The organism is Halotolerantifilum yawarlongkerapense (assembly GCF_054506745.1).
Map to the genome: position 1 here is coordinate 1,764,982 of NZ_CP199719.1, position 22,713 is coordinate 1,787,694.

Below are 22,713 nucleotides of genomic sequence, written 5' to 3' on the forward strand. Positions count from 1 at the left end.
GCTGTATGCAATTTTCAATGAACAAAAACTATACAAGGGAAAAAATCCCTCAAAACTGAATCGTACGAACGTCTTTTCATTAAAGGCTTATTTTTTATGATTCTCCTTAGAAAGGAGGTGATCCAGCCGCACCTTCCGATACGGCTACCTTGTTACGACTTCACCCCAGTCATTGGTCTCACCTTCGGCAGCTTCCCCCGCTTAAAGCGGTTGGATCACTGACTTCGGGTGCTCCCAACTTCCATGGTGTGACGGGCGGTGTGTACAAGACCCGGGAACGCATTCACCGCGACATGCTGATTCGCGATTACTAGCAACTCCAGCTTCACGTGGGCGAGTTGCAGCCCACGATCCGAACTGAGATCGGCTTATAAGGATTCGCTCCTGCTTGCGCAGTCGCTGCCCGTTGTACCGACCATTGTAGCACGTGTGTAGCCCAAATCATAAAGGGCATGATGATTTGACGTCATCCCCACCTTCCTCCGGTTTGTCACCGGCAGTCCATCTAGAGTGCCCAACTTAATGCTGGCAACTAAATGCAAGGGTTGCGCTCGTTGCGGGACTTAACCCAACATCTCACGACACGAGCTGACGACAACCATGCACCACCTGTCATCCCTGTCGACCAAAGGCCGAAAGCTCTGGTTAAAGAGCGATCAAGGAGATGTCAAGATTTGGTAAGGTTCTTCGCGTTGCTTCGAATTAAACCACATGCTCCGCTGCTTGTGCGGGTCCCCGTCAATTCCTTTGAGTTTCAGTCTTGCGACCGTACTCCCCAGGCGGGGTACTTATTGCGTTAACTGCGGCACCGACACTCGCATGCCGACACCTAGTACCCATCGTTTACGGCGTGGACTACCAGGGTATCTAATCCTGTTCGCTCCCCACGCTTTCGTGCCTCAGTGTCAGTTACAGTCCAGAAAGTCGCCTTCGCCACTGGTGTTCCTCCTAATATCTACGCATTTCACCGCTACACTAGGAATTCCACTTTCCTCTCCTGTACTCAAGTCCAACAGTTCCCAAGGCTTACAACGGTTGAGCCGTTGCCTTTCACCTCAGGCTTGATGGACCACCTACGCACTCTTTACGCCCAGTGATTCCGGATAACGCTTGCTCCCTACGTATTACCGCGGCTGCTGGCACGTAGTTAGCCGGAGCTTGCTTCTAAGGTACCGTCACTGCTTCTTCCCTTAGAACAGAATTTTACGACCCGAAGGCCTTCATCATTCACGCGGCGTTGCTGCATCAGGCTTGCGCCCATTGTGCAATATTCCCCACTGCTGCCTCCCGTAGGAGTCTGGACCGTGTCTCAGTTCCAGTGTGGCCGATCACCCTCTCAGGTCGGCTACTGATCGTCGCCTTGGTAGGCCGTTACCCTACCAACTAGCTAATCAGACGCGGGCCCATCCTGAACCGATAAAATCTTTAACGAGCAGGTCATGCGACCTTCTCGCTTCATGAGGTATTAATCACCGTTTCCGGTGGCTATCCCTCTGTTCAGGGCAGGTTGCCCACGCGTTACTCACCCGTCTGCCACTTTCCGCAAGTTCCCTTCCACCGAAGTGTCCGTTCCCTCGCTTCTCGTTCGACTTGCATGTGTTAAGCACGCCGCCAGCGTTCATCCTGAGCCAGGATCAAACTCTTTGAAAAAATTTTGAAACCATAGCTCTAATAAAAATTGACGTTTCGTACGATTCAGTTTTCAATGATCTTTTCCCCGTTGCGTCTTCCGACGCGACAAATAATATTATATAATACTCTCTACTATTCGTCAAGGATTTTTTTATTTTTGTTTCCCGCCACTCATCTGAGCGACTACATCATCTTATCATCGCACCAATCTAAAGTCAAGCCGAAATCCAAGAAAGTACCCGTGGTGTTAATGTCGGACGAATCATTATTTTCTCACATCTTTTTTCTAGGGATCTCATCTTTTGAAGAATGATCCCCATGAAAAAACCCCGCAAAATGAGCGAGGTTATACTTTCAACACCTTGATGGTCTCTAAGGTCGGATCTTCCGGACCATTGATGACCGTTTGTTGTCGTAGTAAAAATCGGATATAGTGGATCATTTCTTCCGTAATGAGTTCACCTGGATTGACAATCGGTACACCCGGCGGGTAGGCCATGATCGATTCCCCGCAAATCCGTCCCACGGATTCTGACAAAAGCAGCGTTTCCTTCGGAAGGTAGAAAGCATCTCTAGGAGAGTAGACCACTCGGTAGTCGTTGAAACTCGGGATGATAGGCCGGTCCATCTCTTCGGATACGAAGAATCGCCTACTGATATCCTCCAGTGCCGATACGAAACGATCGATTGCATACTGGTTGTCCCCCAGGCTGATAATCGCCAACACATTCTTGGCATCCCCCAGCTCCATCTGGACGTGATAATCCTCTCGTAACAAATCGTACAGTTCGAATCCGTTGATCGACAGAGACTCGATATGAACCACCATCTTCGTTTCATCGTAGCGGAAGACACGTCCTTCGTCCTCCACTTCTTTGCCGATTGCCTTGAGTCCAGGAATCACATTGATCCGTTCTCTCAGCTGTCGCGATAGTGCGAGTACACCGGAAAGCTTTTCTCTTCCTTCAAGCGCTAACTGCTTTCTGGCGACATCCAAGCTTCCCATCAACAGGTAGGACGCACTTGTCGTCTGCGTCATATTGATGATTTTCCTCAGGTAATGGGGATCCACACGGTTTCCTTTCATGAGGAGAGCTGAACTCTGGGTGAGGGAACCTCCGGTCTTGTGAAGGCTCACGGCACTGATGTCTGCTCCCGCCTGCATAGCACTCAGTGGAAGCTCATCATGGAAGCACAGGTGTGCTCCGTGTGCTTCATCCACGAGTACCGTCAAACCCTTTTCATGCGCATAGGCAACGATACGCTCGAGATCATTGGCAGCGCCGTAGTACGTCGGATTAATTAAAAAGAGGGCCTTGGCATCATCATTCTCATCGATACTCTGTTTCACTTCTTCATAGGACAGACCCAGATAAATCCCGAGCTCACGATCGTAAATTGGTTCCATATAAACTGGAATGGCCCCGCTGAACAAGATACCAGTGATCGCCGATTTATGGATATTCCGCGGGATCAGTATCTTCTCATGTGGATGCATAACGCTCATGATCATGGACTGCACACCGCTTGAGGTGCCGTTGACCAGAAAGTAAGCGTAATCGGCGTAGAAGGTCTCTGCAAGCAAGGACTCCGCTTCTTTGATCACAGAAACGGGATTGGCCAGGTTGTCCAAACTCTTCATCGAGTTTGCATCGATTGCCAATACTTCTTCACCTAGAAGAGCAGCCAAAGCTGCATTGCCCTTCCCCTGCTTGTGTCCGGGAACATCGAAAGCGATCACGCCTTCCGCGCGATAGGCTTTCAGCGCATCAAAAATCGGTGTTTTTTGCTGTGATGGGTGCATGCGCGTCAACGCTCCTTTCTTCTATAGAATCAGCGCGAGTTCTCTCAACGCTTTTGCAGCGACTGCTGTGGAAACTCCGGAGCCATCATAATGAGGGGATAACTCCACCAAATCGGCACCCACGATGTTCAAGGGAGCCAACTGTTCAAAAGCCCACAGGAGATCGTGGAACTGAATGCCGCCGGGCTCTGGCGTACCGGTGCCGGGAAAAACAGAGGGATCCAGCACATCCAGATCGATCGTAAGGTAGACAGGATAGTCTTTGAGTGTTTCTATCTGATCGACCAACGATTTGATCGTGAATCGCTCCATGGTTGTGTGTTCCGCCTGCCATTCGAACTCCTCTTGGCTTCCCGAGCGAATGCCGAACTGGTACACCGCCATGGGTTCGAGATGGTCCATGCAACGACGGATCACTGTAGCGTGAGAGTATCTTTCTCCCATGTAGTGATCGCGGAGATCGGCATGTGCATCAAGGTGGATGATTCTTAAATTGGGATACTTCTCCACCATGGCCTTGACTGCCCCGTAGGTCACGAGGTGCTCGCCCCCAACCATCAGGGGCTTTTTCCCGTCAGAAAGGATTCTCTCGGTCAGTTTCTGGATCTGAACGAGCACCTGTCCTGTATGACCGAAGGGTAAATCGAGGTTGCCATAATCGAACAATTGACGATCGGTCAGCGAGCGGTCCCTATAAGGACTGTAGAGCTCCAAGCCGATGGAGTCACGACGCATATGATCAGGTCCAAAACGTGTTCCGGGTCGAAAGGAAGTGGTTCCATCAAAGGGCGCTCCGAACAGAACGATTTCACTTTCATCATAGCTTGCATCGAAACCCATGAAAACATTCGGTTGATTCTTCACTTTTTCATCATTTCCTTCACATATGTCGGTAGTGCAAAGGCACCACGGTGTAAAGCCGTGTTATAGTATCGTGTACTAAGGCCATACGCTTCCCAAGAGTCCACGTTTTCATTCTCGGTCGGATGAATACCTTTCGAAGCAAATCCGAAGAGCCAGTGACCTGATGGATACGTCGGCATATGGAACTGGTAAACCTCTGCTACCGCAAAGACCTCGCTGATTTTTTCGTATGCTCTCTTGAACTCACGGGACTGCTCAACGTAGTAAGGAGATTCATTCTGGTTCACCAGGATCCCTTTCTCCGTAAGCGCGCGGTGACAGTTCTCGTAGAAAGCGCGTGAAAAAAGACCTTCTCCAGGTCCAATTGGATCCGTTGAATCTACTAGAATCAAATCATAGACTGCTTCTTTTCCTTCGATAAAGGCAATACCATCTTCATAGTAGAGGGTCACGCGTGGATCATCGAGACTCTCGGATGTGAAGGGAAGGTACTCCTTGGCCAGATCTACGACGCGACGGTCGATTTCCACCATATCGATACGCTCCAACTGGGGGTATCGACACAATTCGCGCACCGTTCCACCATCACCACCACCGATCACGAGAACCTTTTTGATCTCGGGTGAGGCGGCCATAGGTACGTGGACAATCATATCGTGATAGATGAACTCATCTTTTTCATTGACCATCATCAGGCCATCGAGCGTGAGCACACGGCCGAAGGTCGGTGTCTCGAATACATCGATCTTCTGAAAATCACTCTGCTCTGAATGCAGATGCTTGGCTACCCTTAATGACAGTCGTACACCGGCTGCTTGCTCTTCTGTGTACCAAAGCTCCATCTATACCACTTCCTCCATGATCGTCTCTTCCATGGGTTTATGAGTGATCGCACCTTGGATATTTGAAAACCGTCGGATCTTGTCTACCACGCCACGTGCGACTTCAGTCGATTCACTGCGCTCAGCCTTCAGGTGATCGCTCAGATGGTCAAAACCCACCCAAGGGTTCACGGTATCGCCACAGGTGAAAAGATCAACAGCTGCATATCCGTATTCAGGCCACGTGTGGATGGTCAGATGTGATTCTTGGATCACCACTGCACCGCTGACGCCCCAAGGGTTAAAGGTATGGAATACACTTTCCACTACCGTAGCGCCTGCCACCACAGCCGCATCGATCATCATTGTCTCAATTTCGTCATGATTGTTGAGGACATCCTTGTCGCAGTTATAGTACTCCACGAGAATGTGCCGTCCCAGTTGTTCCATTTTCATCATCTGCCACCTCCACGAGTTTAGTTTCATTAAACTTAACTTTCGATTTAATATAGTATTACTAAATTTAGCTATACTATGTTTCTTGTTTACACTAACTAAATATACAGGATTTTTTGAGAAAGTCAATCCTTTTCAATCAACTTTTTTCATTACAACAAAAAATAAAAAAGACGGACTATTCCGCCTTTAAACTGATGCTAAACTGAACACCACCGGGTTGATTTACCACATCATATTTACCGTGATGAAGGGTCATGATCTCCTTGAGAATGGCCAAGCCCAATCCAGTCCCCGAGTCTTTTCCCTCCCTCTTATAGAAGGAATCAAAAAGATGTAACTGGTCTTTCTCTTCAATCGCATCCCCATCATTATATACCGTCAGCACCACCCATTGGTTTTCCTCCCGACAGCCCACTCGTACTTCCCCACCCGGCACTACATGCTCGATGGCATTTCGCATCAGGTTATTGACGACGAGGACCATTCGCTCCCGATCGATCATCAGTTCTCGATTGCTTTGCGAAACGTAGATCAGGGAAACTTCTTTTTCTTCAGCCATCGGGGTGAATTTATCCACCTCTTTGGCAACAAAATCACAGAAGAAGGTACGGTTGAGATTCAACTGCATCGTGCCCGCCTCAAACTTAGAAAGCTCAAGCATCTGCTCGATCAACGTGCTCATGGCGTCCATTTCACGCTGGACCAACAAGTGATAATGCTCTCGCTCCTCTGGAGAACTGTAGAGACCATCCTCCAGAATCTCCAGATAGCCTTTGACGATCGCGATGGGTGTTTGCATTTCGTGGGACACCTGTGCGATGAATCGCTTGCGCAAGCGGTCGATCTTCTTTTCTTTCGCCAACTCTCGCTCGAGCTTTCTGATTGTTTCTTCCAAAGAAGAGGCGAGTAGATTGAACGTCTCTCCCAAACGACCGAGCTCGTCACGACGGTCTCCCTCGTACCGACGGTCGAACCTGAGATCCTTCAGCGCATTCGCGAGTTCATCTAGTTTCCGGATGGGTGTAGTGAAACGCCTGGAGAACAAGATCGCCAGAGGGATACTGATCAGGGCATTCAACAACAATAGCCATAAATAGAAGCGCTGAAAGGTTGAGATGGGCTCTTCAATATCAGCGGTTGGTACTTGGAAAACCAAGGTGTATGCTTCAGAACGCTCTGCGTAAAGCATCCAGCGCACGCTTCGCCCATCGAGCCACTCGTAGAAGAGCACCCCCTCCTCTTGCCTGGGGAGCTGGATCCCGGAAGGTAGGTGGGAACTCATCGCTCCCATGCCCCTTCCCCTGGTTGCCTCCACATACTGAGAGGAAAAGAGAACATTTCCCCTAGCATCGAGCAGATAAATATTTCCCTTCACGCGGCTGATCAGATTATCGATGACCTCTTCCGTCAACTGGTCCTCACGGTAGAGATCGAACACCGTCGAAGCTTCAGCGGACAGACTATCTTCTGTTTGATCGTAATAATAATCCGGTAGATAATAGGTGATCAAAAGATAGCCCAAGCTGTGGGTAAGCACTGCAAAAAGAATGAACAATAGCAACAGTTGATAGGACAGCGATCTACGCATCGTTGATCTCCATTTTGTACCCCGTTCCCCTCACCGTCTGTATATAACCACTCGCTTCTCCGATCTTCTTTCTCAAGCGCTTGATGTGGGTATCGACGGTACGATCGTCACCCTCATAATCAAACCCCCAGACGGCTATGAGAATTTTCTCCCGCGAGAGTGCGATCCGTTCGTTTTTCATCAGAAAGGACAATAGGGCGTGCTCTGTGGCAGTCAGCTCCACCGGCCGATCGTTGATTCTCAACACATGTGCCGAGGTATCTAAGGTTAATATCCCCATCACCAGTTGATTAGGGTCATCAGTACCATAGCTTCTCTTCAGAAGTGCTTTCACTCGAGCGACCATCTCCTTATTTGAGAAAGGTTTCGTCAAGTAATCATCGGCTCCAAGGTCAAAACCCATCAGTTTGTCTTCTTCTTCTCTACGCGCCGTTAGCATGAGCACGGGTTTCTGCGATCTTTCTCTGATCCCACGGAGCAGTCTCCATCCTTCGCCATCCGGTAGCATCACATCAAGGAGGTAGAGATCGATTTCGTTTAACTGCATCAGCTCCTGGGCTTCTTCCACAGAACCCGCCACGATCAAGTGCAAGCCTGCGTTCTCTAGATACTTGACTGCGATATGCTGCAGTTGTCGATCATCCTCAACCAGTAAAACAGTAAACATAGGTCTCTTCCCTCCTCTCTTTATCTCTTTTTATTTTACCCTCATTTTCGTGACAATCTCGTGTCAAGTTGAAGGGGCTTGTGATTTCGGCTATAATGTAGGCAATACAATCCTATGAACGAGGAGGACAATCATGAAAAAACGTGTTTTCTCCGGGGTGCAGCCTACCGGACAAATTCATCTCGGAAATTACGTGACAATGCGGAATTTCGTTACACAACAAGCTGACAAAGACTGTTTCTATTGCATCGTAGATCTCCATGCTATCACGGTTCCACAGGATCCGGATCAGTTAAGGCAAACCACATTGGAGTTGGCGGCCCTCTATCTGGCGATAGGCATCGATCCCGAAAAATCGACATTGTTCGTTCAATCCCATGTAGCCGCCCATGCCGAACTCGCCTGGTATCTCCAGTGTTATACCTACATGGGTGAATTGAGCCGAATGACCCAGTTTAAAGATAAATCGAAGAAGCAAGAATCCGTGAGCACTGGCCTTTACACGTATCCCGTTTTGATGGCCGCCGATATCCTCCTGTACGACACACACTACGTCCCTGTAGGGAACGATCAGAAGCAACACCTCGAGTTGACCAGAGACGTCGCAGAACGGTTCAACAATCGTTATGGTGAAACCTTTGTTATTCCGGAACCCTTGATCGCGAAGCAAGGCGCTAGGATCATGGCCTTCGATGAACCGGAAAACAAGATGTCCAAGAGCGATGAAAACCCCCACGCCAAAATCTTACTGCTGGATTCACCGAACAAAATCAAAAAGACCATCATGAAAGCAACAACGGACAGCGACATGAGCGTGCATTATGATCCCAAAAACAAATCCGGCATCTCGAACCTCATGACCATATACGCAGAATTCACCGGTACAAGCTTTGAAGAGATCGAAAAGACCTACGCCGGTCAAGGCTACGGTCAGTTTAAAAAAGATCTCGTCACCATCATCCAGGACGAGCTGGCACCCATTCAGAAGCGTTACCACGAAATTCTAGAGAGTGGAGAAGTAGAAAGAATCCTCAAGGCTGGCGCTGAACGCGCTCAGGCCGTCAGCGCCGAAGTACTGGCGCGCACCAAAGAGAAAATTGGCTTTTACATCGGCTAGAAAAAAGAGCAGGGATTCATCAAATTCCTACCCCAAGTAATGACAAAAAGCGAACAAAACCGCCTTCGGCGGCAATAAATCAAAACCTACACGGTGATTAGACTATTCATTTAGTCTATGGGTACCATAAGCCCATTGCACTTGACACACAGTGCAGTGGGTTTCCCCTTTTCATCGCAGTTTTCTGGTGTAGACATTTCGTAGACGATATCTGCATCGATTCCTTCTTCATAGCCACAACGTTTGCATCGAAACTGAACATACTCAACTGGTGCATCTGCTCCGAATGGGATGGTGTATTCTCGTTCATCCATTTCTCTTCACTCCTCGATGGTATAGTAAGACAATTCTCTGTTACATCATAAATCAATCCATACTTCGGATGCCATATCTCCCATAATTCCATCACATGCTTACATTTCTTACAACGCATCGGATCTTTTGAAAAGTTTTGAATGAGTCTTTGGCGATAACTCATTTTCGATGCTCTTTTATTCCACCAGCTTTTGCTTGTATAATAGGTCCGCTGGTAGCCACTTTTGATATATTGCTGTAAACCATACATCCTTTTCCTCGTCAAAGCAGTTCTACCTGAATAGATTCCATAGCGCCTGACTAACTTCTGATTTTTCATTGGGATATGTTGAACGAGTTTGCCCATGAATGTATGGATGCTTTCTGTGACCTCTTCTCGTTTTTCGCTCTTATGATCAATATACCAATACCTGATTTCTCTCTCAGTGACCCCCATGATGCGGTGTTCTGCCATGGCTGGTCGTGCCAAGTAGCGCCCAATATACTGGGCGCTCTTCTTGGCACTTTTCATTTTCCCCTCTGCATAAACATAAAATCCGTCTTTGTATCGTTTGAAATAGCCACTGTACTCTCGACTTTTATGGGGATTTTTCTTGATCATGTATTGGATAAGCTTATATTGCCAGATCTTTCGAAAACTCGTGTAGTTGAAATAGTTCAGTTCACCTATTTCATCGCCTTTCATCTTTATCTCAGGGATCAATGCATGTACATGTGGATTGTATTTTAAATCACGACCAAAGGTATGAACCACGCTGATCATACCAGTTTGCCACAGTAAACCTTTTTGCTTACGTCGTTTTCTTCTGTCATATGCTTCGCGATTTTTTCCATTCACCCTGTTGATGGTTTCCTCAACGACTTCCCACGCCAAGACTTGCAAATCCTTTAAGCAGTCCTTGTTATAGAAAAAGTGCGCTCTGAATTCCTCAGGTATGGTGAATACACAATGGCGATGGATCACATCTAGCAGTTTAGACTGCTGCCTATCGCTCCATTCATCACTATATCTCTTTCCACAACTATTACAAAACCTACTTTTACAGGTGAATCCAATTATCTTTTCTTCGGCGCAATGGGTACACTTATATTTGATATACCCTCCTTTTGGATCTCCACATTCGATCATCTTCTTCACTTGAGATTGAATCTGCTCTCGTTGCGACTCTGGAAACTTATGGGCATTTTCTTTCCAGAAGTCTGCAAAGTGATCCCTGAAGATATCTTTTATTCTGTATTTGGCATCAACAGTTGTTTTCATAGTATCAGTTTATCTTTCCTCTCTACTGATGCCAACTACTTATTCTCATTTCATCCACATCTCTTTGCGCATGCTATTTCCTAAGCTACAAGAAAAGGAACGGACCACCGATGGATGGTCCGTTCCTTTTAGATTTCTCCAATTTTCTTCAGTTCCTTGCGGAACTTCTTAATGATTTTTTTCTCCATCCTGGAGATGGTCATTTGAGATACATCGAGATCTCTAGCCACTTCAATCTGGGTCTTATTCTCGAAGAAGCGATCGTAGATGATTTTCACTTCTACTTTGTCCAGTTTTTCCATGCACTTCTTTAAAAAATCTTCATTTTCGATAAAAGTAAACTCACGATCCTCCTCACCCACGATATCCATCAACTGGATATCCTTGTCATCTCCAGAACTATCGAAAGAGATGTCCAGCGATTTGGGTGTGTAAACCTGTGAGGCTTCCATCGCCTCGATCACCTGTTCCTCGGTACAATGTAAGAAATCAGCGATGTCCCCAATAGTAGGAACCCGCTGCAGCTCTTGCTGTAACTTCTGCTTGGAAACATTAATTTTCTTGCTCAGTTCCTGGATGCGCCGCGGCACACGAACAGACCAACCTTTATCGCGAAAGTATTTTTTGATTTCGCCGATGATCGTTGGTGTCGCAAAAGAGGAAAACTCAAAACCTCTATCGATATCATACCGTTCGATCGCAAAGATCAAACCCAGTGAAGCCACTTGATAGATATCTTCATAGTCGATTCCTTTGTTAATATATTTTTTCGAAAGGATTTCCGCAATATACAGATGACGGTCGATCAGTTCATTTCGAATAGCCATATCTTTTGTTTCTTTGTAGGCCCGGAAAAGTGCCTTGCTATCTACCGTCTTCAGATCCCCTGCGGTGCTCCCATCCTTTTGACGTGAAGCAGTCGTAGTGTCCATCTTCGAATCAGCCCCTGTTTCTCTCTCTATCTGTGTAATCGCTATTGATTCACTCGCTTGATGAGCTTGATCATGGTACCCATTCCAGGATACGTTTCGATGGTCACCTCGTCCATAAGAGACTTCATGATAAAGATACCGAGACCTCCATCTTTAGGATTCGTAAGATCCGGTTCTTCATAATTTCCGATATCAAAACCATTGCCCAGATCTTCAATCACCACCACCATGCTGTCGGCTTCCGCATCAAATCGAATATTGTACTCTTCTTCCATCTTCGAATGCAAGACAGCGTTATTACAAGCCTCACTAACCGCAACCTTGATATCTTCAATATCCTCGATATTAAAACCGAGGTGATTGGCAAATACCGAAGCGGTCAATCGGGCCACACTCACGAATTCAGATTTAGTCGGTAGTCTAAGCTGTACAGAATCACTCATAATGACCTTTCACCCTTCTCTTGATATCCCATGCCCTAACTCAAAATAAAAATCTTATCGAGTCCCGTAATTTTAAAGAGTCTGAGAATATTTGATTTTGCATTGTAAATGGTTATATTGAGATCTTCACCCTTGATTCGCTTCAGGGCACTGATCATCACACCAAGTCCCGTACTATCGATATAGTTCAAATCTTCGCAATCGATTTTAATCTCAGCCAATTGCTCATCGAGCGCTTTGGTGAAGGTTTCCTTCAAGTCTGCTGAGGTTTCGATATCTACGTCCCCGATCAATTTGACATGCCAAAAGCCCGGGTTTTCTTCATAATTCTTGATTATCTTCAAAGCCATGTTCTATTTCCCCCTTAGCACTCTTACCTAAATACCCCTGCATCACAGAGGTAAACACAGATATTTTGATTTTGAATGTTCTTTCATTTCGGAATTGTAAGAAATTTAACGCACTTTTTTTTATATAATTTGATTATAACATACTGATACGAAATACCACACCTCAACCAAGTGCGCGTGGGAATTTTGTCGTTAAATGGAGGGTTGCATGAAAATTTTTAGAAGTTGGAAAACATTATTGGTAATCGCCCTGATCTTGGCATTCACTTTTCTCTTCTCTATTCTTTATCAAGATGCACGGTCACTTCCCAGTGAAAATTGGAGCCAATCGATCGATCTCTTCGATTATTCCACGGGAGGAGATTACGAGAGTTTCTACAATGATAATTTCGATGTACTGCACAATGGAAACCACTTTGAAATTGTCTATCTTGAGGAAGGCGAAATCATATGGAAACAATATGATCTCGAGGCAGTCGAGATCGGCACCACCTCTTTCCCCTACCAGGGCGATCGAGTGGAGAGTCTCTATCTCGCGAAAGACACCTCCGGCCTACACCTGATTCTCTACCGAAGCCAAATGCTCGAGCATTATCTGCTAGAGGACGATCGTATGGTCCTCGTCGAGAGCTTCGCTAACATCACTAGCTTCAGCGAGGTTAGCAACCTGGGTTTTGTTTACATCCAAGACCAGGATCTCTATCGTTACGACTATGCAGTGAGTCATCCGGTCGATACCTTGGATACGCGCGTTGAGATCATGAACGCTTTGATCAGCGATAATGATACCATTCACCTGGCCTTCATCGGTTATGAGAATGCTGAGTACCGATTGTACGCATCCACCTACTCAGCAGGAGCAAAGACATCAAGTGATTCGGAATCCCTTACCTTCTTGAATGCCATCAAGATTCTCAATCTAGAAATTGCGCAAACAGAAGATAGCATCAAAATATTAAGCCTATTCAAATACACAAAGTTCAATACCAACTATGCATTTCTCTATGATTATCAAAATGGGATGATCACCAATGAACCGTTGGAAATTGAAACGGACATCTACTCACCGGATCCTTATCTCATCGACTACAGTGATCCCTTCACCATCATTCTATCTGGTAAGAGCGATGTGGGACGCGTCGATGTATCTAAGAAAGATGAGATTTTCCCGAACATCTTGCGTTTGACTCTCGAAGGAGAAAGAATTACATCGACACCCTTGAGCAAAACCATCGAGACCAGTGGAAATCCACGCTATCTGTCCGTCGATGCATATGATTATCTCTTTTTCACCGACAGCACGACCCAACGGAAGACACTTAAACTTGCCTCCAACCATCCCGTGATCATCGAGAACAGTATCCGCCTCGAAAGCGAAACACTCGTTAATATCGCGCTGAATACACTGACCACTTTCCTCCCCTTGTTCTACGTCGGTCTGGTACCAGGTATCTTCATGATCTTACCCGTGATTTTTATCATCTTGCCCGTCGCGATGTTCAAGATGAACTGGGTGGAAGATAATCCAAAAAAACTACTCATTCTATCGATAGCCATCTACCTCACGACAAAATTCTACTATCTGATCAACCAAGGTACACTCGAAGGCTTTCCACTGCTCATGGGCACGATCGGCGGTCGACTACTCGTCCACGCCTTTATGACCCTCTTCAGTCTCTTAGCCCTCAAGCTCTATTATGAAAAGGATCATCACTTTATCAAATCCTTCGTTTTCTTCTATATCTTTGATATCCTGCTCTTCACACTGATCTTCACACCCTATTTTGTCATCTAAGAAAAACTCCCTTGATCGGGAGTTTTTTTCATGTGCCTTCGCTTGGAGAAAAAATCCAAAAAAAAAAAAAATGAACCCAACAAATCCGAAGGGTTCAAAACCATATATCATTGATTAAAGGGGGCTATATTACTTATATGCCCCTAGTTTTTATTTTCAAACATCTTTCTCTTCCTCTTCTTCAATGATTTTTGCCATCGAAACAAGGTTGGTATTTCCTTCGGCTCTCATGAGCTTCACTCCCTGGGTGATTCTAGAAGATATGGCCACATCCCGAAGAGAAATGCGGATCAAGACGCCATCCGAATTGATGATCATCAGATCTTCATCGCCCATGACGCCCATGGCACCGATCACACGACCGGTTTTTTCTGTCAGTTTATAAGTAACAAGTCCCTTTCCACCGCGGTTCTGGAAGCGATACTCATCGAGTTTTGTGAGTTTACCGTATCCCTTCTCACTGGCGACGAACAAATATCGATAGGAATCTGTTCGATCGACGCTCACGACAAGATCTTCATCCGCGAGATTGATCGCCTTCACACCCATGGCACCACGTCCCATTTCACGGACATCGGTTTCGTGGAAGCGAATGGCCATACCACCGGCTGTCACCACAATCATATCATCGTCGCCCGTCGTACGCCTAACGCCAATCAATCGATCTTCATCCCGGAGGTGAATGGCTATCAGGCCATTTTTACGATCCGTATCGAACTGATCGATCGACGTACGCTTGATCAAACCTTTTTCTGTCACCAGAGTGAGGTATCCTTCTTCAAAATCATTCACAGGTACCACACTGGTCACATACTCATCTCGATCAAGTTGTAGCAGGTTGATGATCGCCGTACCCTTTGACATCCGAGACGACTCGGGAATATGGTAGGCTTTTTGTCGGTAGACCTTCCCGAAATTGGTAAAGTACAGCAGATGATCGTGCGTTGAAGTAGTGAATATATCAACGACAAAATCTTCTTCTCGTGTGGATAGACCGCTCTTGCCCCTACCGCCACGTTTTTGGAGGTTGTACTCTGTGATCGGCATCCGTTTGATGTAGCCCGCATGCGTCAGGGTGATCACAACATCCTCTTCTTCAATCAAGGATTCCATATCGAGCTCATCAAAATTGACCGACAACTCGGTGCGTCGTTCGTCACCGTAGTCCGCTTTGATCGCCAGCAGTTGTTCCTTGATTACCGAGAATAAGAGCTCCTCATCGTTCAGAATACTCTTCAGGTATTTGATTTCTTCTCTCAAACCGTTCAGTTCGTCTTCGATTTTACCCCGTTCGAGGCCCGTGAGGCGATGCAATCGCATCTCTAGAATGGCATTGGCCTGTTCCTCGGTGAAATCGAAACGGTCGATCAATTTGACCTGTGCCTCGGCTTTATCGTCCGATGACTTGATCAATTCGACAATCTCATCGATATTTGAGTTGGCGATCATGAAACCCTCGAGTATATGGGCCCGTTTCTCCGCCTTACTCAAATCAAATCGAACGCGACGTGTTTCTACATCCTTCTGATGGGCGATATAGGCATTCAACATCTGTTTTAAATTAAATACCCGAGGTTCCCCATTAAGGAGTGCGATGAAAATGATGCTGTAGGTCGTTTGTAGCTGAGAGTATTTATAAAGCTGATTCAAGACCACATTCGCGTTTACATCTTTACGGAGTTCGATCACCACACGAATACCCGTTCGATCACTCTCGTCCCGCAGATCCGTTATCCCGTCGATTTTCTTGTTCTTCACGAGATCCGCGATACCTTCGAGCATTTTCGATTTATTCGTTTGGTAAGGAATCTCCGACACGATAATGGCAGATTTTCCGCTGCGAATCTCAACGATTTCCGCTTTTGAACGCAATTTGATCCGTCCACGGCCTTTCTCGTAAGCCCGCTTGATACCCGAAAGGCCTAGTATTTCGGCTCCGGTTGGGAAGTCAGGACCCTTGATAAAGGTCATCAGATCTTCAACCGTTGCATCGGGATGGTCCATCAGGTGGATGGTACCGTCGATCACTTCCGAAAGATTATGCGGAGGAATCGATGTGGCCATACCAACGGCAATCCCATTGGAGCCATTGACGAGAAGATTCGGGAATCGACTCGGGAGTACGATCGGTTCTTTGGTCGTCTCATCAAAGTTCATGCGGTAATCGATCGTCTCTTTATCGATGTCCGCTAGAAGAGCAGACGCAATTTTCGACATTCTGGCCTCTGTATATCGCATAGCCGCAGCACTATCACCATCGATTGATCCGAAGTTACCATGACCATCAACCAGGGGATACCGAATAGAGAATTCCTGTGCCATACGGACCATCGCGTTATAAACCGATGAATCACCGTGAGGGTGATACTTACCCAGGACATCACCGACAATACGCGCGGATTTTCTGTGAGGCTTGTCATGGGTGAAGTTCAGTTCTTTCATCGCATAAAGGATACGACGATGAACTGGTTTCAGACCATCGCGAATATCCGGAAGAGCCCTCGATACGATTACGCTCATCGCATAGTCGATATAGGATTTTTTCATTTCATCGATGATATCGATGTCTATCACCCGATTGGTTTCTATGATTTCACTCAAACTCTATTCACCCCTTAAATATCAAGATTTTTGACGTATTTTGCATTCATTTCGATGAACTCTCTTCTGGGTTCTACCTTTTCACCCATCAAAGTGGAAAAAATGACATCCGCTTCAACGGCATCTTCGATATTGACCATGATCAGCGTTCGCTCATCGGGATTCATCGTCGTTTCCCATAGCTGTTCAGGGTCCATCTCACCAAGGCCCTTGTACCGCTGGATATCCACACGGTTACCTGTTTCTTTCAAGAGTTCTTCGAGCTGAGCATCGGAATACGTATAGTACACCGACTTGCCCTTGCTCACTTTGTAAAGAGGCGGTTGAGCAATATAGATATGTCCATTGTCGATCAACGGTCTCATGTACCGGAAGAAAAAGGTCAACAGAAGCGTACGGATATGCGCACCATCGACATCGGCATCGGTCATAATCACGATCTTGTGGTAGCGAAGGTTCTCTAAATCAAACTCGTCTCCAATACTGCAGCCGAAAGCTGTGATCATCGAGCGAATCTCATTTGAATTAAAAATACGCGATAAGTTGGCTTTTTCCACATTAAGAATTTTGCCCCTGAGCGGAAGAATGGCCTGTGTCTTACGATCTCGACCCTGCTTAGCACTACCGCCTGCGGAATCACCCTCGACCAGGTAGATTTCTGAAAGTTCCGGTGACTTTTCCTGGCAATCGGCTAACTTCCCGGGTAATGTGAGTCCGTCGAGCAAGCCCTTGCGTCGGGTTAATTCGCGAGCTTTGCGAGCAGCTTCCCGAGCACGTTGTGATTTCAGGCACTTATCGATGATCACCTTCGCATCATCCGGACGTTCCTCCAAGAAACGCTCGAGCAGACCCGTGGTGGCCGAGTCGACAAAACCGCGCATCTCACTGTTTCCCAGTTTGGTTTTCGTCTGTCCCTCAAACTGCGGTTCCTCGATTTTGACGCTGATGATGGCCGTAAGACCCTCTCTAACATCTTCACCAGAAAAATTCGTGTCCTTTTCTTTGAGGTAGTTCTTCTTGCGTGCAAAATCATTGATCACGCGGGTCAAAGAACTTTTGAAACCACTCAGATGGGTACCACCCTCGTGAGTGTTGATGTTGTTTGCAAAACTGAAGACATTGTCAGCGTAGCCATCTGTATACTGCATGGCAATTTCGATCACATTGCCATCGTTGTTGACCTCGTAGTAAAAAACATCCTCTTGGATCGTGGTTCGATTGCGGTTCAGGTACTCTACGAATTCCTTGATACCACCCTCGTACTTGAAACGTACTTTTTCAATTTCATCGTGACGCTCATCGATCAAGGAAATACTCAAACCCTTGTTCAAAAAAGCGAGTTCTCGGAATCTGTGCTTGAGTACATCAAATTCAAACTCCACGGTGTCAAAAATCGTCGCATCGGGCTTAAAAATTGTCGTGGATCCCGTGTAATTCGTTTCTCCGACCACTTCTAAAGGCTCTACCGTATCACCCCGTTCAAATTTGATGCGGTAGACCTGTTCGTTTCGATTGATTTCCACGATGAACCATTCGCTCAAGGCATTTACTACGGAAGCCCCGACACCATGCAGTCCTCCGGAAACCTTGTATCCACCGCCACCAAACTTTCCCCCTGCGTGTAGAACGGTATGAATGACCTCTACAGCTGGTTTTCCGGCTTTTACGTGTAGGTCGACCGGCATGCCACGGCCATTGTCCTTCACCTTGATGGTATTGTCTCGACCGATGATCACTTCGATCTCATCACAATAACCGGCGAGCGCTTCATCGATACTGTTATCCACGATTTCATAGACCAAGTGGTGTAGTCCCCTGGCGCTGGTGGAACCGATATACATACCAGGACGCCTTCTGACGGCTTCTAATCCTTCGAGCACCTGAATCTGTTCGGCATTATAATCGCTGTTTATCTGCTGACTACTCATTGAATACCTCCGTTAACTAAACGATCTTCGTTGCGTGATCCTCCCCGACTCTATGGTGAAGGCTTTCCCTTTGCGCAAGTGTGGAGAGATGAGGTCTATATCCGTGGTGGTGATGATTGTCTGTACTTTTTCCGTATATTGCATCAAATCGCGTTGTCTGCTCAGATCGAGTTCACTGAGAACATCATCGAGCAATAGGATCGGTGACTCACCGGTATCCTGTTCAATCCATTCGATTTCGGATAGTTTGAGACTGAGTGCTGCTGTGCGTATCTGCCCCTGAGACCCATAGGTACGAACCTCTAGGTCATTGATCGCAATCTTAAAATCATCTCGGTGCGGTCCCTTTTGGGTGTATCCCCTCTGGCGATCCGAGGAAAACTGATTGGTTAAAGCAGATTTAAGACCATATTTGATTGTATCATAGTCTGCATCATCCGTTAACGATAGATTCGTCACATACGAAAGCGACAGGCCCTCTTCACCGCTTGTCAACGCTCGTTGGATTCGCTCCGCGATTGTCGAGAGTCGTGCGATAAAGGCCCGTCTTGCTAGAATGATCCTCGCTCCGTGCTCTGCTAACTGCTCATCATAGATCGTGACAAGGGTCTCATCGATCGTCTTCTTCTTAAGATAGTCATTTCTTTGTTCCAGGTATTGATGGTAAACAATCAAATCCCTTAGATAGGATCGATTCAACGAGGATAATTCCCGGTCAATGAACTGCCTGCGTTCTTGGGGCGATCCCTTGATCAGTTCAAGATCTTCTGGAGAGAAGACGATGACAAGCAGATTGCCGATCAGTTCCGATCGTTTTTCGAGGGTCATGCCATTGAGTTTAAACACTTTCTTTTGGGCATCGATATGATAGGTCAGTTGCTGGTCTCTCTCCTTCTTCTGGAAATGAAGGTTCACATGAGCAAAATCACTCTGCAGTTGGATCAGCTCCTGATCCCTACGCGTTCTGAAGGATTTTCCATGCGCTCCAACGTAAATCGCCTCTAGAATATTGGTTTTACCCTGGGCATTGTCCCCGATGAATAGATTGATACCGGGATCTAAGGAGAGCTCTAGCAAATCATAGTTTCGAAACCCCTTGAGCGCTAAAGAGCGGACGAACATCCTATCACCCTACTGTGTGACGAGGAGCGTAACAACTTCGTGACCGCCCTCTTCTGTTGGCAGTTCCAATCGAATCTGATCACCCGCAATAATCTTCTTTCCTCGCTGCAAACAAACCTCACCATTGACTGAAACAAATCCTTCTTTGATGAGTAACTTGGCGAAGCCGCCTGAATCAGCGATGGTAGATAGTTTTAAAAATTGGTCGAGTCGAATCGTTTCCGTCTCTATCTGAATTCTTTGCATGTAATGCTCCTTCCGGTAATGCCTACTTCGCCTTGGTTACTGTGCCAGACGAACAGGTAATACGAGGTTGGTGAAATTATCGTCGTCCACAGGTTCCAGAATGCATGGGCTGATAGCGTTGTTGAAACGCATCAGAACTTTTTCAGAATCTATGGCCTTTAGGACGTCCAAAATATAGCTTGGGTTGAATCCGATCACGAGTGGACCACCTTGGTGGTTGATCCGAATTTTTTCTGTTGCATCACCCGTCTCCACGTTACTCGATAAGGTCAGGTAGTGCTCATCAATTTCAAACTTGATAGAGCCCATCTTTCCTTCACGTGCTAGCAACGCCACACGATCAACAGCATCATGCAGTGCTTTGACATCTGCTGTGACTTCCGTCTTGAACTGATTGGGAAGGATTTCTCGATAATTGATGAACTCACCTTCAAGTAAACGTGTAGTAAGTTTGACATTATCCACGGTTACAAAGGCATGCTTGTCTGAAAGATGCAGCGTGATCTCTTCTTGCGCATCGTCCGAGGTTAGAATTTTGGATAGCTCGGCCAGGGTTTTACCAGGTATAACGGCTTTTCGTTCCGTCTCTCCGGATATCTTGATGCGTTTCATTGCCATCCTAAAACCATCGACTGCCACCAAGTGCAAACGGTCTTTTGACATTTCAAGTAATGCACCCGTTAGAATCGGTCGTGTTTCATCCGTTGAAATCGCGAAATGTGTTTTTTTGATCAGATCATTGAAGAGTCCCTTATCCAGTGTAATGGATGTAGACGTTTCGAGCTGTGGTAATAATGGGTACTCATCAGCTTCTTTGATCAGTAGATTGAAATCAGAGTGATCTGCATGAATATGCAGGTGGTGTTCTTTGACTTCCAAATACAACTGAATACTGGGAAGCTTTCTGACGATATCACTAAACAATCTTGCATTGACGACGATACTTCCCGGTTCTTCGACTTCAGCCGGTATATCGATCTCTATGCCCAACTTCAGATCAGATGCGATGAGTTTCAGTGTTTGGTCTTCTCTGGCCTCTAGATAGATGCCTGTGAGAATAGCCGAAGGTGCTTTTGGGTTAATCGCTCGATAGACGGTATTTATTGCATTTTGTAATATCATTTGGCTTACGAAAAAACGCATTTTGTGGATAACCTCCTCGCGTGACGATCTAATTATATATTAAGAAAGTGAGTAGTCATAGTAATAGGCGCTGTGGATTTGTTGAAAACCGCTGTAAGTGAGATGTTGTAAGCGATAGAGCGATTGGAAACCCTGTGGATAACTTTTGGGTTCGGTGGGATAAATAGCGACTTATCCATAGGATGAACTTATACACAATGCATCCCTATCTTATCAACAGCGGATTGTGTAAAACACTAGCCCTTCAGTTCTTTGAGAATGAGATCGACAGAATCTTTTAGATTTTGGTCGTCCTTGAGCTCGGTGCTAATCTTATCATGTGCATGCATGACGGTCGTGTGATCCCTGCCGCCAAAGAGTTCGCCGATTCTCGGTAGAGAGAGATCGGTCAATTCTCTAGAGAGGTACATGGCAACTTGCCGTGGAAATGCGATCGTGCGCGTTCGCTTGCGTGAACTAAAATCCTCGACGCGAATCTGATACTGCTTCGCCACTATTTCTTGGATCAGATCAACATTGATCTTTTTGGGCTTCGACTGGGTAATGAGATCTTTTAGCGCTTCATTGGCCAGATCGACACTGATCTCTTTATTGGTAAGGGAAGCGTACGCCACTAACCGGTTGAGGGCACCTTCTAGTTCACGAATGTTTGATTTGATTTTAGATGCGATGAACTCGAGTACATCACTGGGAACCGAAACGTGGTCATGTTCCGACTTCTTCTTCAGAATAGCGATTCTAGTCTCAAAGTCAGGGGGCTGGATATCCGTGATCAAGCCCCACTCGAATCGTGACCTCAAGCGATCTTCAAGCGTAGGGATCTCCTTAGGAGGACGATCACTCGATAGGATAATCTGCTTGTTTGCATCATGTAGCGTATTAAAGGTATGGAAAAACTCTTCCTGCGTTCGTTCTTTTCCTGCGATAAATTGGATATCATCCACGAGGAGTACATCGACCGTTCGATATTTATTCCTGAATGCTTCGTTCTTATCATCTTTAATCGAGTTGATGAGTTCATTGGTGAATTTTTCGCTTGATACATAGACCACGCGGCTATTGGGGTTGTTCGAAAGAATATAGTGACCTATGGCGTGCATCAAGTGTGTTTTGCCCAGCCCTACGCCCCCGTAAATAAAGAGTGGGTTGTAGGCTTTTGCCGGAGATTCTGCAACGGCCAAACTAGCTGCATGAGCGAAGCTGTTGGAGTTCCCGATGACAAACTCTTCGAAAACATACTTCGGATTCAAATTGGGGACTTCGAAACCGTGTGGATCTTCGGGGCGCTCTTGTTTCGATGGAATGGGTTCGGGTTCTTCTCCTTGCACGATGAATTCTACGGTACAGTGTTTTCCCGTGACCTCCATCAGCGCATTCTCAATGAGGTTCATGTAGCGCTCTGTCAGGATGTTCATATTAAAGGGACTCGTGACAGAAAGGATGTAATGTGTATCGTCCACGGTGATCGGTTTGATCTCCTGGATCCAAGTGTTAAAACTGATCTCCCGAAGTTCTGCTTTAATGAGATCCCGGGTCTTTTCCCACGTTTCTTTTAATTGCGTACTCATAATTTTCCTAGCGAACTAGGTTGTCCACCTCCCAAAGGCGTTCTATCAAGAAGTTAT

The 22,713-nt window shown here is 46.4% G+C and carries 18 protein-coding genes and 1 rRNA gene; 2 read left to right on the forward strand and 17 right to left on the reverse strand.

All coding sequences use genetic code 11. The features are described 5' to 3' along the window. Positions 1 to 110: 110 nt before the first annotated feature. The 7 genes from ACULM0_RS08610 to ACULM0_RS08640 form a co-directional block, all read right to left on the reverse strand. Positions 111 to 1,650, reverse strand: a 16S ribosomal RNA gene (locus tag ACULM0_RS08610). A gap of 328 nt (positions 1,651 to 1,978) precedes the next feature. Next, the gene (locus tag ACULM0_RS08615; RefSeq protein WP_463677144.1) at positions 1,979 to 3,436 is read right to left on the reverse strand and encodes an aminotransferase class I/II-fold pyridoxal phosphate-dependent enzyme; all 1,458 of its coding nucleotides are present in this window, start codon (positions 3,434 to 3,436) and stop codon (positions 1,979 to 1,981) included. A 21-nt stretch (positions 3,437 to 3,457) separates the two neighbouring features. Beyond that, positions 3,458 to 4,276 carry an agmatinase gene (speB, locus tag ACULM0_RS08620; RefSeq protein ID WP_463679873.1) on the reverse strand — a complete coding sequence of 273 codons (819 nt, stop codon included), beginning with the start codon at positions 4,274 to 4,276 and terminating at the stop codon, positions 3,458 to 3,460. Positions 4,277 to 4,296: 20 nt separating this feature from the next. Next, positions 4,297 to 5,142 (reverse strand): polyamine aminopropyltransferase, encoded by an 846-nt coding sequence (gene speE / locus ACULM0_RS08625; protein ID WP_463677145.1) that lies wholly within the window; start codon positions 5,140 to 5,142, stop codon positions 4,297 to 4,299. Further along, positions 5,143 to 5,571 (reverse strand): adenosylmethionine decarboxylase, encoded by a 429-nt coding sequence (gene speD, locus ACULM0_RS08630; protein ID WP_463679874.1) that lies wholly within the window; start codon positions 5,569 to 5,571, stop codon positions 5,143 to 5,145. Positions 5,572 to 5,755: 184 nt separating this feature from the next. After that, a complete protein-coding gene (locus ACULM0_RS08635; RefSeq protein ID WP_463677146.1) occupies positions 5,756 to 7,168 on the reverse strand; it encodes a sensor histidine kinase in 1,413 nt (470 codons plus the stop codon). Next, positions 7,161 to 7,835, reverse strand: a complete 675-nt coding sequence (locus ACULM0_RS08640; protein WP_463677147.1) for a response regulator transcription factor — start codon at positions 7,833 to 7,835, stop codon at positions 7,161 to 7,163. Before ACULM0_RS08640 ends, ACULM0_RS08635 begins: the two co-directional genes overlap by 8 nt. Positions 7,836 to 7,968: 133 nt before the next feature. On the opposite strand from ACULM0_RS08640, the gene trpS reads away from it, so the two are divergent. Continuing rightward, complete coding sequence (gene trpS, locus ACULM0_RS08645; RefSeq protein ID WP_463677148.1) at positions 7,969 to 8,952, forward strand: tryptophan--tRNA ligase; 984 nt, start codon at positions 7,969 to 7,971, stop codon at positions 8,950 to 8,952. Between the two features lie 115 nt (positions 8,953 to 9,067). Here the strand turns inward: trpS and ACULM0_RS08650 are convergent, their stop codons facing one another. From ACULM0_RS08650 to ACULM0_RS08665, 4 genes are all read right to left on the reverse strand, one after another. Further along, positions 9,068 to 10,528: an IS91 family transposase gene (locus ACULM0_RS08650; protein ID WP_463677149.1), complete on the reverse strand. Its 1,461-nt coding sequence runs from the start codon at positions 10,526 to 10,528 to the stop codon at positions 9,068 to 9,070. 128 nt (positions 10,529 to 10,656) lie between these two features. After that, on the reverse strand, positions 10,657 to 11,460 hold the full coding sequence (locus tag ACULM0_RS08655; protein ID WP_463677150.1) for a SigB/SigF/SigG family RNA polymerase sigma factor: 804 nt from the start codon (positions 11,458 to 11,460) through the stop codon (positions 10,657 to 10,659). Between the two features lie 41 nt (positions 11,461 to 11,501). Beyond that, positions 11,502 to 11,903, reverse strand: a complete 402-nt coding sequence (locus ACULM0_RS08660; protein ID WP_463677151.1) for an ATP-binding protein — start codon at positions 11,901 to 11,903, stop codon at positions 11,502 to 11,504. A gap of 35 nt (positions 11,904 to 11,938) precedes the next feature. After that, positions 11,939 to 12,253: an STAS domain-containing protein gene (locus ACULM0_RS08665; protein WP_463677152.1), complete on the reverse strand. Its 315-nt coding sequence runs from the start codon at positions 12,251 to 12,253 to the stop codon at positions 11,939 to 11,941. A gap of 208 nt (positions 12,254 to 12,461) precedes the next feature. Between ACULM0_RS08665 and ACULM0_RS08670 the strand changes: the two genes are divergently transcribed. After that, complete coding sequence (locus ACULM0_RS08670; protein WP_463677153.1) at positions 12,462 to 14,048, forward strand: hypothetical protein; 1,587 nt, start codon at positions 12,462 to 12,464, stop codon at positions 14,046 to 14,048. A gap of 156 nt (positions 14,049 to 14,204) precedes the next feature. On the opposite strand, the gene gyrA is transcribed toward ACULM0_RS08670, so the two are convergent. From gyrA to dnaA, 6 genes are all read right to left on the reverse strand, one after another. Further along, on the reverse strand, positions 14,205 to 16,649 hold the full coding sequence (gene gyrA / locus ACULM0_RS08675; protein WP_463677154.1) for a DNA gyrase subunit A: 2,445 nt from the start codon (positions 16,647 to 16,649) through the stop codon (positions 14,205 to 14,207). A gap of 14 nt (positions 16,650 to 16,663) precedes the next feature. Further along, positions 16,664 to 18,577, reverse strand: coding sequence for a DNA topoisomerase (ATP-hydrolyzing) subunit B (gyrB, locus tag ACULM0_RS08680; RefSeq protein WP_463677155.1), 1,914 nt, complete (start codon positions 18,575 to 18,577; stop codon positions 16,664 to 16,666). A 12-nt stretch (positions 18,578 to 18,589) separates the two neighbouring features. Next, positions 18,590 to 19,699, reverse strand: coding sequence for a DNA replication/repair protein RecF (recF, locus tag ACULM0_RS08685; protein ID WP_463677156.1), 1,110 nt, complete (start codon positions 19,697 to 19,699; stop codon positions 18,590 to 18,592). A gap of 9 nt (positions 19,700 to 19,708) precedes the next feature. After that, a complete protein-coding gene (locus tag ACULM0_RS08690) occupies positions 19,709 to 19,945 on the reverse strand; it encodes an RNA-binding S4 domain-containing protein (RefSeq protein WP_463677157.1) in 237 nt (78 codons plus the stop codon). 36 nt (positions 19,946 to 19,981) lie between these two features. Next, the gene (gene dnaN, locus ACULM0_RS08695; protein WP_463677158.1) at positions 19,982 to 21,088 is read right to left on the reverse strand and encodes a DNA polymerase III subunit beta; all 1,107 of its coding nucleotides are present in this window, start codon (positions 21,086 to 21,088) and stop codon (positions 19,982 to 19,984) included. Between the two features lie 236 nt (positions 21,089 to 21,324). Further along, complete coding sequence (gene dnaA / locus ACULM0_RS08700) at positions 21,325 to 22,656, reverse strand: chromosomal replication initiator protein DnaA (RefSeq protein WP_463677159.1); 1,332 nt, start codon at positions 22,654 to 22,656, stop codon at positions 21,325 to 21,327. Positions 22,657 to 22,713 lie beyond the last annotated feature (57 nt).